12 protein-coding genes are annotated in these 15128 nt (G+C 67.0%); 11 read left to right on the forward strand and 1 reads right to left on the reverse strand.

The window, feature by feature from the left end; all coding sequences use genetic code 11:
* The first annotated feature begins 2 nt into the window (after window positions 1–2).
* The 8 genes from ftsW (at window position 3) to lpxC (ending at window position 9345) form a co-directional block, all read left to right on the forward strand.
* The gene (ftsW, locus tag AC06FA_RS04810) at window positions 3–1343 is read left to right on the forward strand and encodes a putative lipid II flippase FtsW (protein ID WP_478067352.1); all 1341 of its coding nucleotides are present in this window, start codon (window positions 3–5) and stop codon (window positions 1341–1343) included.
* Window positions 1340–2437, forward strand: a complete 1098-nt coding sequence (gene murG, locus AC06FA_RS04815; RefSeq protein WP_478067353.1) for an undecaprenyldiphospho-muramoylpentapeptide beta-N-acetylglucosaminyltransferase — start codon at window positions 1340–1342, stop codon at window positions 2435–2437. Before ftsW ends, murG begins: the two co-directional genes overlap by 4 nt.
* Window positions 2438–2477: 40 nt before the next feature.
* On the forward strand, window positions 2478–3914 hold the full coding sequence (gene murC / locus AC06FA_RS04820) for a UDP-N-acetylmuramate--L-alanine ligase (protein ID WP_108748530.1): 1437 nt from the start codon (window positions 2478–2480) through the stop codon (window positions 3912–3914).
* Window positions 3911–4873 carry a D-alanine--D-alanine ligase gene (locus tag AC06FA_RS04825; RefSeq protein ID WP_343653300.1) on the forward strand — a complete coding sequence of 321 codons (963 nt, stop codon included), beginning with the start codon at window positions 3911–3913 and terminating at the stop codon, window positions 4871–4873. Before murC ends, AC06FA_RS04825 begins: the two co-directional genes overlap by 4 nt.
* On the forward strand, window positions 4870–5616 hold the full coding sequence (locus tag AC06FA_RS04830) for a cell division protein FtsQ/DivIB (protein WP_108748532.1): 747 nt from the start codon (window positions 4870–4872) through the stop codon (window positions 5614–5616). Before AC06FA_RS04825 ends, AC06FA_RS04830 begins: the two co-directional genes overlap by 4 nt.
* On the forward strand, window positions 5613–6848 hold the full coding sequence (gene ftsA, locus AC06FA_RS04835) for a cell division protein FtsA (protein WP_079220634.1): 1236 nt from the start codon (window positions 5613–5615) through the stop codon (window positions 6846–6848). Before AC06FA_RS04830 ends, ftsA begins: the two co-directional genes overlap by 4 nt.
* A gap of 167 nt (window positions 6849–7015) precedes the next feature.
* Window positions 7016–8251: a cell division protein FtsZ gene (ftsZ, locus tag AC06FA_RS04840; protein ID WP_108748533.1), complete on the forward strand. Its 1236-nt coding sequence runs from the start codon at window positions 7016–7018 to the stop codon at window positions 8249–8251.
* A gap of 182 nt (window positions 8252–8433) precedes the next feature.
* Window positions 8434–9345 (forward strand): UDP-3-O-acyl-N-acetylglucosamine deacetylase, encoded by a 912-nt coding sequence (lpxC, locus tag AC06FA_RS04845; RefSeq protein WP_108748534.1) that lies wholly within the window; start codon window positions 8434–8436, stop codon window positions 9343–9345.
* 281 nt (window positions 9346–9626) lie between these two features.
* Here lpxC and AC06FA_RS04850 read toward each other — a convergent pair whose 3' ends face one another.
* Window positions 9627–10076 carry a DciA family protein gene (locus AC06FA_RS04850; RefSeq protein WP_478067354.1) on the reverse strand — a complete coding sequence of 150 codons (450 nt, stop codon included), beginning with the start codon at window positions 10074–10076 and terminating at the stop codon, window positions 9627–9629.
* Window positions 10077–10088: 12 nt separating this feature from the next.
* Here AC06FA_RS04850 and AC06FA_RS04855 point away from each other — a divergent pair, with 12 nt between their 5' ends.
* The 3 genes from AC06FA_RS04855 (at window position 10089) to AC06FA_RS04865 (ending at window position 15056) form a co-directional block, all read left to right on the forward strand.
* Window positions 10089–11042, forward strand: coding sequence for a M23 family metallopeptidase (locus AC06FA_RS04855; protein ID WP_478067355.1), 954 nt, complete (start codon window positions 10089–10091; stop codon window positions 11040–11042).
* 213 nt (window positions 11043–11255) lie between these two features.
* Complete coding sequence (gene secA / locus AC06FA_RS04860; RefSeq protein WP_478067356.1) at window positions 11256–13988, forward strand: preprotein translocase subunit SecA; 2733 nt, start codon at window positions 11256–11258, stop codon at window positions 13986–13988.
* A 111-nt stretch (window positions 13989–14099) separates the two neighbouring features.
* A complete protein-coding gene (locus tag AC06FA_RS04865; protein WP_478067357.1) occupies window positions 14100–15056 on the forward strand; it encodes a Nudix family hydrolase in 957 nt (318 codons plus the stop codon).
* Window positions 15057–15128: the final 72 nt, after the last annotated feature.

Here is a 15128-nt window from a genome sequence, read left to right on the forward strand (position 1 = left end):
GCATGAACGACCTGTCCCGCCAGGCAACACGCCTTGAGGCCATCGAAGGCAGCTACGACAAGTGGCTGCTGGGCGCGATCATCGCGCTCACTGGCGTGGGCGTGGTGATGGTGGCGTCCAGTTCGATCGCGCTGATGAGCAGCCCGTTCTACTACCTCAATCGCCACCTGATCTTCCTGGCGGTGGGCATCGTGCTGGCGGTCATCGCCGCGCGCACCGAGCTGAAGTCGATCGAGCAGTACAACCAGGTGCTGCTGCTGGGCTGCTTCGCGCTGCTGCTGGTGGTGTTCATTCCCGGCCTGGGCAGCAGCGTGAACGGCGCCCGCCGCTGGATCAACCTGGGCATTTCCAAGTTCCAGACCGTGGAAGCGGTGAAGGTGCTGTACATCGTCTGGCTGTCCAGCTACCTGGTGCGCTTCCGCGATGAAGTGAACGCGACCTGGCCGGCCATGCTGAAGCCGCTGGGCGTGGCCGGTGCACTGGTGGTGCTGCTGCTGCTGCAGCCCGACTTCGGTTCGTCCACCCTGCTGCTGGCGATCACCGCCGGCATGCTGGTGCTGGGCGGGGTGAACATGCCGCGCATGTCGATGCCGGTGGTGATCGGCCTGGTGGGCATGAGCGCGCTGGCCATCATCGAGCCGTACCGCATGCGCCGCATCACCTCCTTCCTGGACCCGTGGGCCGACCAGCAGGGCGACGGCTACCAGCTGTCCAACGCGCTGATGGCGGTCGGCCGCGGTGAGTGGACCGGCGTGGGCCTGGGCAATTCGGTGCAGAAGCTGTACTACCTGCCCGAAGCGCATACCGACTTCATCTTCTCGGTCACCGCCGAGGAATTCGGCTTCCTGGGCACCTGCGTGATCATTGCCCTGTATGCACTGCTGGTGGGCCGTACCTTCTGGCTGGGCATGCGCTGCGTGGAAATGAAGCGCCACTTCTCCGGCTACATCGCCTTCGGCATCGGCCTGTGGATCAGCATGCAGACCTTCGTCTCGATCGGCGTGAACCTGGGCATCCTGCCGACCAAGGGCCTGACCCTGCCACTGATCTCTTCCGGCGGTTCGTCGGTACTGATGACCTGCGTGGCAATGGGCCTGCTGCTGCGCGTGTCCTACGAACTGAAGCGCGCCGAGCGCCGCCAGGCCGTGCGCATCGGCGCGGCCGACGACAGCGTGCCGGCGGCACCGGCCAGCGCGCCGGCCGCCCCGGCTGCACCGGCCGCGTCGCCTTCGGTGGCCAACGCTGCGGCCAGCACCGCGGCTGCGGCAGCGCCGGTTGCGGCTGCGCGTGGCACCAGCCGCCTGCAGTCGCGCATTGAACCGACCTTCGGGAGGCTGTCATGAGCGCTGTCCCGACCACCACCGCCAACAACCGCCCGGTGATGATCCTGGCCGGCGGTACCGGCGGCCACATCTTCCCCGGCCTGGCCGTGGCCCGCGTGCTGCGCGAACGTGGCGTGCCGGTCACCTGGATGGGCGCCGACGGCGCGATGGAAACCCGCCTGGTGCCGCAGCACGGCATCCACATCGATACGCTGGCCATCACCGGGCTGCGCGGCAAGGGCAAGCTGGCCCTGCTGGCCGCACCGTGGCGGCTGATGCGCGCACTGCGCGCGGCCGGCATGATCATCCGCAAGCGCCAGCCGCGTGCGGTGGTTGCCTTCGGTGGCTTCGCCTCCGGTCCCGGTGGCATGGCCACGCGCCTGCATGGCCTGCCGCTGATCGTGCACGAACAGAACCGTGCGCCGGGCCTGACCAACCGCATCCTGTCGCGCTATGCGCGCCGCCTGCTGACCGGCTTCCCCGGCACCTTCGCCAAGGGCGAGGAGTTCGTCGGTAACCCGGTGCGCGCGGAGATCGGCGCCATTGCACCGCCGGAACAGCGCTTCGCCGACCGCCACGGTCCGCTGCGCGTGCTGGTGGTCGGTGGCAGCCAGGGCGCGCGTGCGCTGAACACCGGCGTGCCGCAGGCGATTGCCGCGCTGGGGGCCGACATGCCGGTGCAGGTGCGCCACCAGAGCGGCGAGAAGATGCATGCCGAAGCGGTCGAGGCGTATGCCAAGGCCGGCGTGCAGGCTGAAATCACCCCGTTCATTGCCGACATGGCCGATGCCTTCGCCTGGGCTGACCTGGTGGTGTGCCGTTCCGGCGCGTCCACCCTGGCCGAACTGTGCGCGGTGGGCGTGGGCAGTGTGCTGGTGCCATTCCCCGCCGCCGTTGATGACCACCAGACCCGCAACGCGGAGTACCTGGTGGAGCGCAACGCGGCCGTGTTGCTGAAGCAGGACGGAACGCTGGCCGACGGCATTGCCGCACTGCTGCGCGAACTGTCCGAAAATCCCGCCCGCCGCATGCAGATGGCGCAAGCCGCGCGTGCCCTGGCCAAGGTCGATGCCGCCGAGCGCATCGCCGATATCATTCTTGAGGAAGCAGTATGAAGAAGGCCTGCCATAGCGCCTGCCACCCGCGAGGCCGCGCATGATCCGCCGCCTGCATGACACCAACGATCTGGTGCGCGCGTTCCCGCGCGTGCATTTCGTCGGCATCGGCGGCACCGGCATGAGCGGCATCGCCGAAGTGATGCTGACGCTGGGCTACGAAGTGTCCGGTTCGGACAACGCCGACAATGCAGCCACCCGCCGCCTGGCCGGGCTGGGTGCGCGCATCATGCGCGGCCATTCGGCGGCCAACGTGCTGGGTACCGACTGCGTGGTGGTGTCCAGCGCCATCCGTGAAGACAACCCGGAGCTGATGGAAGCCCGCAGCCAGCGCATTCCGATCATGCCGCGCGCGGCGATGCTGGCCGAGCTGATGCGCTTCCGCCGCGGCATTGCCGTGGCCGGCACCCATGGCAAGACCACCACCACCAGCCTGACGGCGGCGGTGCTGAGCGAAGGTGGCCTGGACCCGACGTTCGTGATCGGTGGCCAGCTGCTGGCCGCCGGTGCCAACGCCAAGCTGGGCGGTGGCCAGTGGCTGGTGGCCGAGGCCGACGAAAGCGATGGCAGCTTCCTGCGCCTGAACCCGCTGATGTCGATCATCACCAACATCGATGCCGATCATCTGGAGAACTACGGCAACGATTTTGCCCGCGTGCAGGCCGCGTTCGCCGAATTCCTGCAGCGCCTGCCGTTCTATGGCCTGGCCGTGCTGTGCATCGACGACCCGGAAGTGGCCGCGCTGGCCGCCAAGACCCCGCGCCACGTGATGAGCTACGGCATGAGCCCGCAGGCCGATGTGCGTGCGGAAAACGTGGTGCAGGAAGGTTCGCGCATGCGCTTCACCCTGCGCCTGCCGCAGGGCACCAGTCAGGAAGTGGTGCTGGCCCTGCCGGGCAAGCACAACGTGCTGAACGCGCTGGCCGCTGCGGCGGTGGGCTGGCAGCTGGGCGTGGCGCCGGACGCGATCGCGCGTGCGCTGGAAAGCTTTGCCGGCGTCGGCCGTCGCTTCAACGATCTGGGCGAAGTGACCACCGCCAGCGGCGCCAAGGTGCGCATCATCGACGACTACGGTCATCACCCCAGCGAGCTGGAGGCGGTGTTCGCCGCGGCACGCGGCGGATGGACCGACAAGCGCCTGGTGGTGGCCTTCCAGCCGCACCGCTACAGCCGTACCCGCGACCAGTTCGACAAGTTCGCGGCGGTGCTGTCCAGCGTGGATGCGCTGGTGCTGAGCGAGGTCTACCCGGCCGGTGAGGAACCGATTGCCGGTGCCGATTCGCATGCGCTGGCCCGCGCCATCCGTGCGCGCGGCCGCAGCGAACCGGTGGTGGTGGGCAAGGCCGCCGAGCTGGCCAGCGTGCTGCCGGACGTGCTGCAGGACGGTGACCTGCTGCTGATGATGGGCGCCGGCGACATTGGTGCCGTCGCCAGCCAGATCGCGGTGGAAGGCTTCAAGGTGGAGGGCCAGGCGTGAGCACGCTGACCTTCCCGCCGCTGCGCAGCACCGACCCGGCCGTGTTCGGCCGCGTGGCCGTGCTGCTGGGCGGCACGTCCAGTGAACGCGAGGTCTCGCTCGATTCCGGCCGCAATGTGCTGGAAGCGCTGCAGGCGCGCGGCGTCGATGCGTTCGCTGTCGATGGCATTCCGGCGCTGGCCAAGGCGCTGGCCGCCGGCGGCATCGACCGTGTGTTCAACATCCTGCACGGCCACAACGGTGGCGGTGAGGACGGCATCGTGCAGGGCCTGATGGACGCCTTCGGCGTGCCGTACACCGGCTCCAACGTGCTGGGCTCGGCGCTGAGCATGGACAAGATCCGCACCAAGCAGGTGTGGCTGTCGCTGGGCCTGCCGACCCCGCAGTACCGCAAGGTGACCGCCGAGAACGTGCACGCCAACGCGGCCGAACTCGGCCTGCCGGTGGTGGTCAAGCCGGCCAACGAAGGTTCCAGCGTGGGCATCAGCCGGGTGACCGACGACGCCGGCCTGGACGAAGCGGTGGCCCTGGCCGCGCGCTACGACGGCCAGCTGCTGATGGAACAGATGGTGCTGGGCGACGAACTGACCGTGGCCATCCTGGGCGACGTGGCACTGCCGTCGATCCGCATCGTGCCCAAGGGCCAGTGGTACGACTACAACGCCAAGTACATCGCTGAAGACACCCAGTACCTGTGCCCGGGCCTGGACGGCGCCGACGAGGAAGAGATCGGCCGCATCGCGCTGGCCGCCTTCCGCGCGGCGGGCTGCCGTGGCTGGGGCCGGGTGGACGTGATGCGTGACCGCGCCAGCGGCCGCTTCTTCCTGCTGGAAGTGAACACCGCCCCGGGCATGACCAGCCATTCGCTGGTGCCCAAGGCAGCGCGCCAGGCCGGCATCGGTTTCGAGGAACTGGTGTGGCGCGTGCTGGAACAGACCCTGGAGGCATCGCACGCATGAACGCGGTGCTGCGCATCTTCGTCTGGCTGTTGGCGCTGTCGGTGGTTGCACTGCCGGTGGTGGCCGTGGTCAATGGCTGGGTTGGCGCCGAGCGCTGGCCGCTGGCGAAGCTGCGCGTGCACGGTGAATTCAAGCGCGTGCCGCCGGAGCAGCTGCAGCAGGTGCTGCTGCCGTATGCACACGCCGGCTTCTTCGCGGTGAAGCTGCAGGACGCGCAGGACGCGCTGGAAAAGCTGCCCTGGGTGGAAAGCGCGCGCGTGCGCAAGCAGTGGCCGGATGTGCTGGAAGTGACCCTGGTCGAGCACAAGCCGTTCGCCCGCTGGGGCAACGACCGCCTGCTGTCCGAGCAGGGCAAGCTGTTCCCCACGCCGAAGAAGCTGGCCGACCTGCAGCTGCCCGAGCTGGACGGCCCTGACAGCCAGACCGAAGAAGTGGTGAAGCTCTACAACGATTCGCGCGCGCTGTTCGCGCCGGCCGGCGTGGATGTGCGCCGGTTGAGCATGGACGCGCGCGGCAGCTGGTCGCTGCTGCTGAGCAATGGCACCGAAGTGGTGGTGGGCCGCGACGATGCCCGCTCGCGCCTGCAGCGCTTCGTGCGCGTGCTGCCGCAGCTGGCCAACCAGGCCGCACCGATTGAACGGGCGGACCTCCGCTATACCAATGGTTTCACGTTGAGCTGGGGCACCCCGCCCCCGGCCGACGCGCCGGCCACCCCGGCACGAAGGACGCAGGAAAGGACATGAATCGCAAGGGTGACAAATCGCTGATCGTCGGCCTGGATATCGGCACCTCCAAGGTGGTGGCGCTGGTGGGCGAGTATTCGCCGGGCAACCCGATCGAAGTGATCGGCATCGGCTCACATGAATCGCGCGGCCTGAAGCGCGGCGTGGTCGTGGACATCGAATCGACCGTGCAGTCGATCCAGCGCGCGGTGGAAGAGGCCGAGCTGATGGCTGGCTGCGAGATCCGTTCGGTCTACGCCTCCATTTCCGGCAACCACGTGCAGTGCAAGAACTCGCCGGGCATCGTGCCGATCCGCGACGGTGAAGTGACCTGGGGCGACCTGGATCGCGTGCTGGACGCGGCCAAGGCCGTGGCCATTCCCGCCGACCAGAAGATCCTGCACGCCATTCCGCGCGAGTACGTGCTGGACGATTCGCAGGAAGGCATCCGCAACCCGGTGGGCATGACCGGCGTGCGCCTGGAGGTGCATGCGCACCTGGTGGTGTGCGCGCAGTCGGCTGCGGCCAACATCAGCAAGTGCGTGCAGCGCTGCGGCCTGCAGGTGGACGACCTGGTGCTGTCCTCGCTGGCCTCCAGCGTGGCCGTGCTGACCGCCGACGAGAAGGAACTGGGCGTGGTGCTGGTGGACATGGGCGCGGGCACCACCGATATCGCGGTGTTCGTGCAGGGCGCGATCTGCCACACCGCATCGCTGCCGATCGCCGGCGACCACGTGACCAACGACATCGCGCACATGCTGCGCACGCCGACCCCGGAAGCGGAGCAGATCAAGGTGCGCTATGCCTGCGCGCTGGCCCAGCTGGCCACCGCCGAGGAAAGCATCCAGGTGCCGTCGGTGGGCGACCGCCCGCCGCGCCGCATGCCGCGCCATTCGCTGGCGCAGGCAGTGCAGGGCCGCTACGAGGAAATCTTCGAGATGGTGCAGGCGGAACTGCGCCGCTCCGGCTTCGAGGAACTGGTGCGTGCCGGCCTGGTGCTGACCGGTGGTGCATCGAAGATGGAAGGCGTGGTCGAACTGGCCGAGGAAATGCTGCAGATGCCGGTGCGCGTGGGCATTCCGCAGCACGTGACCGGGCTGGGCGAGGTGGTGGGCAACCCGGTGCATGCCACCGGCGTGGGCCTGCTGCTGATGGGCAGCCAGAACGAACACCCGCGTCGCCCGTCGCTGCCCACCGGCCGCGCCGGCAGCATGTTCAAGAAATTGAAGACCTGGTTCCGCGGCGAGTTCTGACGCGCAACCTGCAGCACCCGGGCATGCCCGGTCGCAACACCTGCAACACCCGCACTACTGCTTCAAGGCAACACACAACCCACACAGCCGCAACGGCAACATGACGCGCAAAGGCAGGAGGCCTGAACGCCCATGCCACCGAAAGCGGATACAACGAGGACACGGACATGGCGCATTTTGAACTGATCGAAAAGATGGCACCCAATGCGGTGATCAAGGTTGTTGGCGTGGGCGGCGGCGGCGGCAATGCCGTGGCGCACATGGTCAACTCGGCCGTGGATGGCGTGGAATTCATCACCGCCAACACCGACTCGCAGGCCATCAAGAATTGCGGTGCCAAGCTGCAGCTGCAGCTGGGTACCAACGTCACCAAGGGCCTGGGCGCAGGCGCGAATCCGGAAGTGGGCCGCCAGGCCGCGCTGGAAGACCGCGAGCGCATCATGGACGCCCTGCAGGGCGCGGACATGGTGTTCATCACCGCCGGCATGGGCGGTGGCACCGGCACCGGCGCAGCACCGGTGGTGGCCCAGCTGGCCAAGGAAATGGGCATCCTGACCGTGGCCGTGGTCACCAAGCCGTTCCCGTTCGAAGGCCGTCGCCGCATGCAGGTGGCGCTGAAGGGCATCGAGGAACTGAGCCAGCACTGCGACTCGCTGATCACCATTCCCAATGAAAAGCTGATCACCGTGCTGGGCCGCAACGCCACCATGATCCAGGCGTTCCGCGCGGCCAACGACGTGCTGCAGGGCGCCGTGCAGGGCATCGCCGACCTGATCGTGCGCCCGGGCCTGATCAACGTCGACTTCGCCGACGTGCGCACCGTCATGTCCGAAATGGGCCTGGCGATGATGGGTACCGGCACCGCCCGTGGCGATGACCGCGCCCAGGCCGCCGCCGAATCGGCGATCCAGAACCCGCTGCTGGACGATGTGAACCTGGCCGGTGCCAACGGCATCCTGGTCAACATCACCGCCGGCGCCGACTTCACCATGGCCGAGTTCGACGAGATCGGCCGCACCATCGATGGCTTCGCTTCCGAAGATGCCACCGTGGTGGTCGGCACCGTGCTCGACCCGGACATGCAGGACGAAGTGCGCGTGACCGTGGTCGCCACCGGCCTGAACCGCGTTTCGGCCAGCAAGAGCCAGCGCCCGGGCGAGCGTGCACCGATCAAGCTGGTGCGCAACGCGACCACCGGCCAGCCGGAATTCGGCGACTTCGACAACGGCGGCGACGCCGTGTCCAAGGCGGTGGGTGGCATGGGCCTGGGCCTGCGTCGTGCCAGCAGCGACAGCGTGGCCGCGTCGACCCCGTCGGCGCCGAGCGCTTCGTCGCCGGCGGCGGCAGAACTGCCGAACGATTACCTGGACATCCCGGCGTTCCTGCGCCGCCAGGCGGACTGAGCGGGGTAGCCCGGGGCTTGTCCCCCCCGGGTTGCGCCACCATGTCCTGAAATGCGGGCGCCGGGCCAGGATGGGCCCGGCCGCCTTGCTTCACGCGGTCCCACCGGCGTCTGTACAGACGTTTCAGCCGGGGTACGGGACCCTGCGTGTTAATCTAGTGTGTCACTTCCGGTCTGCCCCCCATGATCCAGCAACGCACTCTCAAGAACACGATCCGCGCCACCGGCGTTGGCCTGCACAGCGGCGACAAGGTCTACATGACCCTGCGCCCGGCACCGGTCAACCATGGCATCGTGTTCCGTCGCGTCGATCTGGACCCGGTGGTGGAAGTGCCCGCCAAGGCCGAACTGGTCACCGAAGTGACCCTGTGCACCGGCCTGACCTGCAACGATGCCAAGATCCAGACCGTCGAACACCTGATGTCGGCCCTGGCCGGCCTGGGGGTGGACAACATCATTGTCGAACTGTCCTCGCCGGAACTGCCGATCATGGACGGTTCCTCCGGCCCGTTCGTGTTCCTGCTGCAGTCGGCCGGCATCGTGGAACAGAACGCGCCCAAGCGCTTCATCCGCGTGCTGAAGACCGTGGAAGTGACCGAGGGTGACAAGGTGGCCCGCTTCACCCCGTACGAGGGGTACAAGCTGGGCTTCACCATCCAGTTCGACCACCCGATGATTCCGGCCAAGCAGTCGCGCCAGGAAATCGAGTTCTCCACGCAGGCCTACACCAAGGAAATTTCCCGCGCACGCACCTTTGGTTTCATGCGCGACCTGGAATACATGCGCGAGCGCAACCTGGGCCTGGGCGGTTCGATGGACAACGCCATCGTGCTGGACGAGTTCCGCGTGTTGAACGAAGACGGCCTGCGCTACGCCGACGAATTCGTGCGCCACAAGATTCTTGACGCGATTGGCGACCTCTATCTGGCCGGTGGCCAGGTGCTGGGGGCCTACGAGGGCTTCAAGTCCGGCCATGCGCTCAACAACAAGCTGGTGCGGGCGCTGATGGCCGATGCCACCGCCTGGGAGTGGGTGACCTACGAGTCGCCCAGCGTGGAAGATCCGGTGGTGTACGCCATGCCGGCCTACGCCTGACCTTTCAAGTTATTGAATTTGAATGAAAAGACGCCGCCCCTGAGGGCGGCGTTGTCGTTTCTGCAGGCGAGATCGTCCGCTCGGCAAGGCGTGACGTGAATGCGCTCACCGGGTCACGGTTTTGTGAACATGGCCGATTGAAAGCCTGAATTTAACGTTGTTTTAACACCAATCTAACGACTCGACCACGGGGTGCCGCTAGGATGCGACCCGGCCCCCGAAAATGTTTCACGCTGCGGTGACACGCGCGACGGGGAGCGGAGCCGGATGCTCCGCTGCCATCAGGACCCTTTTCCCGCTTTACCGGGGACATCCTGCAAGGCTGCCAAGGCGTCGCGTAGCCCTTTGTGCGTGGCGGCTGAAACTGCGTGGGGGCCATTCCGGTTGTCGTGCGCTGGGGAGCGCGAGGGAGTGGGAGACGCAGTTTTGATGGTCACCTTGGTGGCCTTCAGCCCGATGGACCGGGCCGCGTCGAGCAACTGGGCTTCGGCAAGCCGCAACTTGGCATGCCAGACCGGGGATTCGACGAGAAAAACGAGGTGTTCGCCGTCCACATTGGCCAACCGGCAACGGTTGCGCAGCGGGGGCGGCAGTTGGGGGCGCAACTGACGGTCCAGCGCGTCGAGCCACAAGGCACGCCGCAGCGGGTTCCCGCTTTTGTCCGCCATCACTGCATCCAGGGCCGGCTTCGGCTGGGACGCAGGGCGAACGCTGGATTTCGGCTCAGACATGAAAACTCACTGATGGCATTCAAAAAGATCGTAATCAAAACGCGTGAACGTCAGGCCAAATCGCCGCTCACGCGTCTGCGGTTCTACTTCGAGGACCGCCCCCGCGCCCTGCTGGGCAGCGTGCTCGGGGTAGGCTGCATTATCGGCCTTGCCGGCGGCTTCGGCGCCAGCGCGCTGAACGACTCGCGCCTGCAGGCCAAGGTCGACCGCCAGGAGGCCGAGCTGGCCAAGGTCCAGCGCGATGCGCAGACCCAGGTCAACGCACTGGCCGCACGCCTGGGCGAGCTGCAGGCCCAGGCCACGCGCCTGAACGCGCTGGGCGAACGGCTGACCCAGATGGGCAAGCTGGAAGATGGCGAATTCGACTTCAACGAGACCCCCGGCCTGGGTGACGGCGATGCCGGCGGCCCGACCGCGGACATCCCGGTGAAGGACGTCAACGCCGACTTACAGGTGCTGGAGCAGCGTTTCGCTGCTTCAGGCCGCCAGTTGTCGGTGATGGACTCGCTGATGTTCGACCACCAGCTGCAGCAGAACGCCGTGCCCTCGCGCATGCCGATCCGCAACACCTACATCACGTCCAATTTCGGTACCCGTGCCGACCCGTTCGGTCGCGGTGCCGCCACCCACAAGGGCATGGACTTCCACGCCCGCGTCGGTGACCCGGTGATGTCGGTGGCCGATGGCGTGGTCAGCTTCTCCGGGGTGAAGGGCGGCTACGGCAACGTGGTCGACGTGGACCATGGCAACGGCTACGTGACCCGCTATGCGCACAATTCGCGCCTGGTGGTGAAGGTGGGCGACCTGGTGCGCGCCGGCCAGGAAGTGGCCAAGGCCGGTTCCACCGGCCGCTCGACCGGTGCCCACGTGCACTTCGAAGTCTGGGAAAACGGCAACGTGGTCAACCCGCGCAAGTTCCTGGGTGACGGCGGCAATACGCCGGTGGGGCGCGTCAGCCGCGGCTGAGCCCTCGTCCGGGGTCAACGCGGGGGTCAGAGCCCTTTCGCCGTGGCGAAAGGGATCCGACCCCATCGCGCAAGGGTTGAAACCCCTGCCGCCCGTCCCAAGCTACAATGGGTGTTGCCATCGACAGGGCGCAAGGCGCCCTGTTTCGTTTGCGGCGGACGGATCCCCAGGGGGACGACCGGGCCGCTGTGTCCATCCAACCCGGTTCCTTCAATGATCAACAGCCTGCTTACCCGCGTATTTGGCAGTCGTAACGAACGACAGCTGCGCCAGCTCAACCGCATCGTCGCCAAGATCAATGCGCTGGAGCCGGAGATCGAGAAGCTTTCCGACGAGCAGCTGCAGGCCAAGACGCCGGAGTTCAAGCAGCGCATCGCCGGTGGTGAAGCCCTGGACAAGGTGCTGCCCGAAGCCTTCGCGGTCTGCCGCGAAGCCGGCCGCCGCGTACTGGGCATGCGCCACTACGACGTGCAGCTGATCGGCGGCATGGTGCTTCACCTGGGCAAGATCGCAGAAATGCGCACCGGTGAAGGCAAGACCCTGGTGGCGACCCTGCCGGTGTACCTGAACGCGCTGGAAGGCAAGGGCGTGCACGTGGTCACCGTGAACGACTACCTGGCCCGCCGCGACGCCGCGCAGATGGGCAAGCTGTACAACTGGCTGGGCCTGAGCGTGGGCGTGGTGTACCCGGGCATGCCGCACAGCGACAAGCGCGAAGCCTACGCCGCCGACATCACCTACGGCACCAACAACGAATTCGGTTTCGACTACCTGCGCGACAACATGGCGCTGTCCAAGGCCGACCGCTACCAGCGCGGCCTGCACTACGCCATCGTCGACGAAGTCGACTCCATCCTGATCGACGAAGCGCGTACCCCGCTGATCATCTCCGGCCCGGCCGACGATTCCCCGGAGCTGTACATCCGGGTGAACCGCATCGTGCCGAACCTGGTCAAGCAGGAAGTCGAAGACGGCGAAGGCGACTTCTGGGTCGATGAAAAGGGCAAGCAGGTGCACCTGTCCGAAGCGGGCATGGAGCACGCCGAGCAGCTGCTGGTCGACGCCGGCATCCTCGACGGCCAGACCGAAGGTCTGTACGCGGCGCAGAACCTGACCGTGGTCCACCACCTCAACGCCGCGCTGCGCGCGCACGCCATCTACCAGCGTGACGTCGACTACATCGTGCGCGACGGCGAAGTGGTCATCGTTGACGAGTTCACCGGCCGTACCCTGTCCGGTCGCCGCTGGTCCGACGGCCTGCACCAGGCCGTGGAAGCGAAGGAAGGCGTGCCGGTGCAGCGCGAGAACCAGACGCTGGCCAGCATCACCTTCCAGAACCTGTTCCGCATGTACAAGAAGCTGTCCGGCATGACCGGTACGGCCGATACCGAAGCATTCGAATTCCAGAGCATCTACGGCCTGGAAGTGGTGGTGATCCCGACCAACCGTCCGACCATCCGCAAGGACAGCCCGGACCAGGTGTTCCTGAACCGCAAGGGCAAGTTCAATGCGGTGCTGGCCGACATCGAAGAGTGCGCCAAGCGCGGCCAGCCGGTGCTGGTCGGTACCACCTCGATCGAAACCTCGGAAATGCTGTCCGAGCACCTGCGCAAGGCCGGCGTGAAGCACGAAGTGCTGAACGCCAAGCAGCATGACCGCGAAGCGACCATCGTCGCCAACGCCGGTCGTCCGGCCGCAGTGACCATCGCCACCAACATGGCCGGCCGTGGTACCGACATCGTGCTGGGCGGTTCGCTGGAAGCGGAAATCCACGAGCTGGGCGAGGGCGCGACCGACGAGCAGAAGGCCGCGATCAAGACCGAATGGCAGAAGCGCCACGATGCAGTGAAGGCCGCTGGCGGCCTGCACATCGTCGGTACCGAACGCCATGAATCGCGCCGCATCGACAACCAGCTGCGTGGTCGTTCCGGCCGCCAGGGTGACCCGGGTTCGTCCCGCTTCTACCTGTCGCTGGAAGACAACCTGATGCGCATCTTCGCCTCTGACTGGGTGCAGAAGGCCATGCGCATGATGGGCATGAAGGAAGACGACGTCATCGAGGACCGCCTGGTCAGCCGCCAGATCGAAAAGGCGCAGCGCAAGGTCGAAGCGCACAACTTCGATATCCGCAAGAACCTGCTCGACTTCGACGACGTCAACAACGACCAGCGCAAGGTGATCTACTCCCAGCGCGATGAACTGTTGGACGCCGAGTCGGTGAAGGACAACGTCGATGGCATCCGCGACGACGTGATCTTCGACGTGGTGGCGCGCTTCGTGCCGCCGAACTCGATCGACGAACAGTGGGACCTGCGCGGCCTGGAAGCCACCCTGGAATCGGATTTCGGCCTGCAGATGTCGCTGGTCGACATGGTCAAGTCGCACGAAGAACTGGACGCCGAAGCCATCGCCGCCAAGGTGCTGGAGCGCGTGAACCAGCACTTCGCCGAGAAGGAAGCCGGCGTGGGCGAAGAAACCATGCGTGCGCTGGAAAAGCACGTGATGCTGACCGTGCTGGACCAGAGCTGGAAGGAACACCTGGCCCGCATGGACTACCTTCGCCAGGGCATCTACCTGCGCGGTTACGCGCAGAAGCAGCCTAAGCAGGAGTACAAGAAGGAAGCCTTCGAGCTGTTCTCGGACATGCTGGAAAACGTGAAGCGCGAAGTGGTGACCCTGCTGGCCCGCGTGCGTATCCGCAGCGACGAGGAAGTGCAGGCACTGGAAGCGGCCGAGCGCCAGCAGGCGCAGGCGCGCCTGAGCCAGTCGCAGTTCCAGCACCAGGACGCCGGTGGCTACAGTGCCGACGAAGAAGCCGCCCAGGTGCAGGCCGCACAGCAGGGCGTGGCGCAGCGCCAGCGCGACGAGCCCAAGGTCGGCCGCAACGATCCGTGCCCCTGCGGCAGTGGCAAGAAGTTCAAGCACTGCCACGGCCAGCTGAGCTGATCCAGGAAGCCCCGCGAAAGCGGGGCTTTCCCGTTGTGGCCGCGGCGACGTCCCGCTGGCTGCCGGCCGCCGGCATTGCGCGAAGCCCTGCCGATTCGGCATCCTGCCCCCATGCCATCCCCGAAACGATCCATTCATGTGGTGGCCGCCGTCATCACCGATGCCCGCGGCCGCCTGCTGCTGAACCGCCGCACCGAGAACAGCGACATGGCCGGGCTGTGGGAATTTCCCGGCGGCAAGCGCGAACCGGGCGAGACGTCCGAACAGGCCCTGGTACGCGAGCTGCGCGAAGAGCTGGGCATCGAGGCCGACATCGGCGACTGGCTGATGGAGGTGCCGCAGCAGTACCCCGACAAGCACCTGACCCTGGAGGTGCGCCATGTGCGCAGCTGGAAGGGCAGCCCGCGCGGTCGCGAGGGCCAGGCCATCACCTGGGTGGCCCCGGACAAACTGGGCCGCTATTCCATGCCGCCGGCCGATCTGCCGGTGGTGGCCGCGCTGCGCCAGCCCGACCAGTACCTGATCACGCCAGCGCCGGCCGAAGACGATGCGATGGCGCAGCAGTGGCAGCAGCAGCTGCAGCAGGCGGTGGCGCACGGCCATGCGCGCATCCAGCTGCGCCTGCCGCCGCAGCACCCGCAGCGGCAGGCCTTGATTGAAAGCGCCGTGCGGTCGCACGGGCGGGGCGGGCCGCAGTGGTTGCTGAACCGCGATATTGAACTGGCGCGTGCGCTGGGGGTAGGCGTGCACCTGGGCAGCGAGCAGCTGCTGGCGCTGGCCGAACGCCCCTTGCCCGTGGGGCAGCTGGTGGCCGCATCCTGCCATGACCTGGCGCAGCTGCAGGCCGCGCAGCGCATGGGCTGCGATTTCGCGGTGCTGGGCCCGGTGCAGGCGACCGCCAGCCATCCTGGCGCGACCCCGCTGGGCTGGGAGGGCTTCGCCGCGCTGCGCGCGCAGGTGTCGCTGCCGATCTACGCACTGGGGGGCATGGGCCCGCAGCATGTGGCCGACGCCCGCCGCCATGGCGCGCAGGGCATCGCCGCCATCCGCGGCCTGTGGCCGGTGTGACGTGGCGGGGTCAGATCCCTTTCCAGGGGAAAGGGCTCTGACCCCGCGGGGTGCGGGAATGGGGTGCGGGAA

This window comes from Stenotrophomonas sp. Steno-C17 (assembly GCF_056393165.1).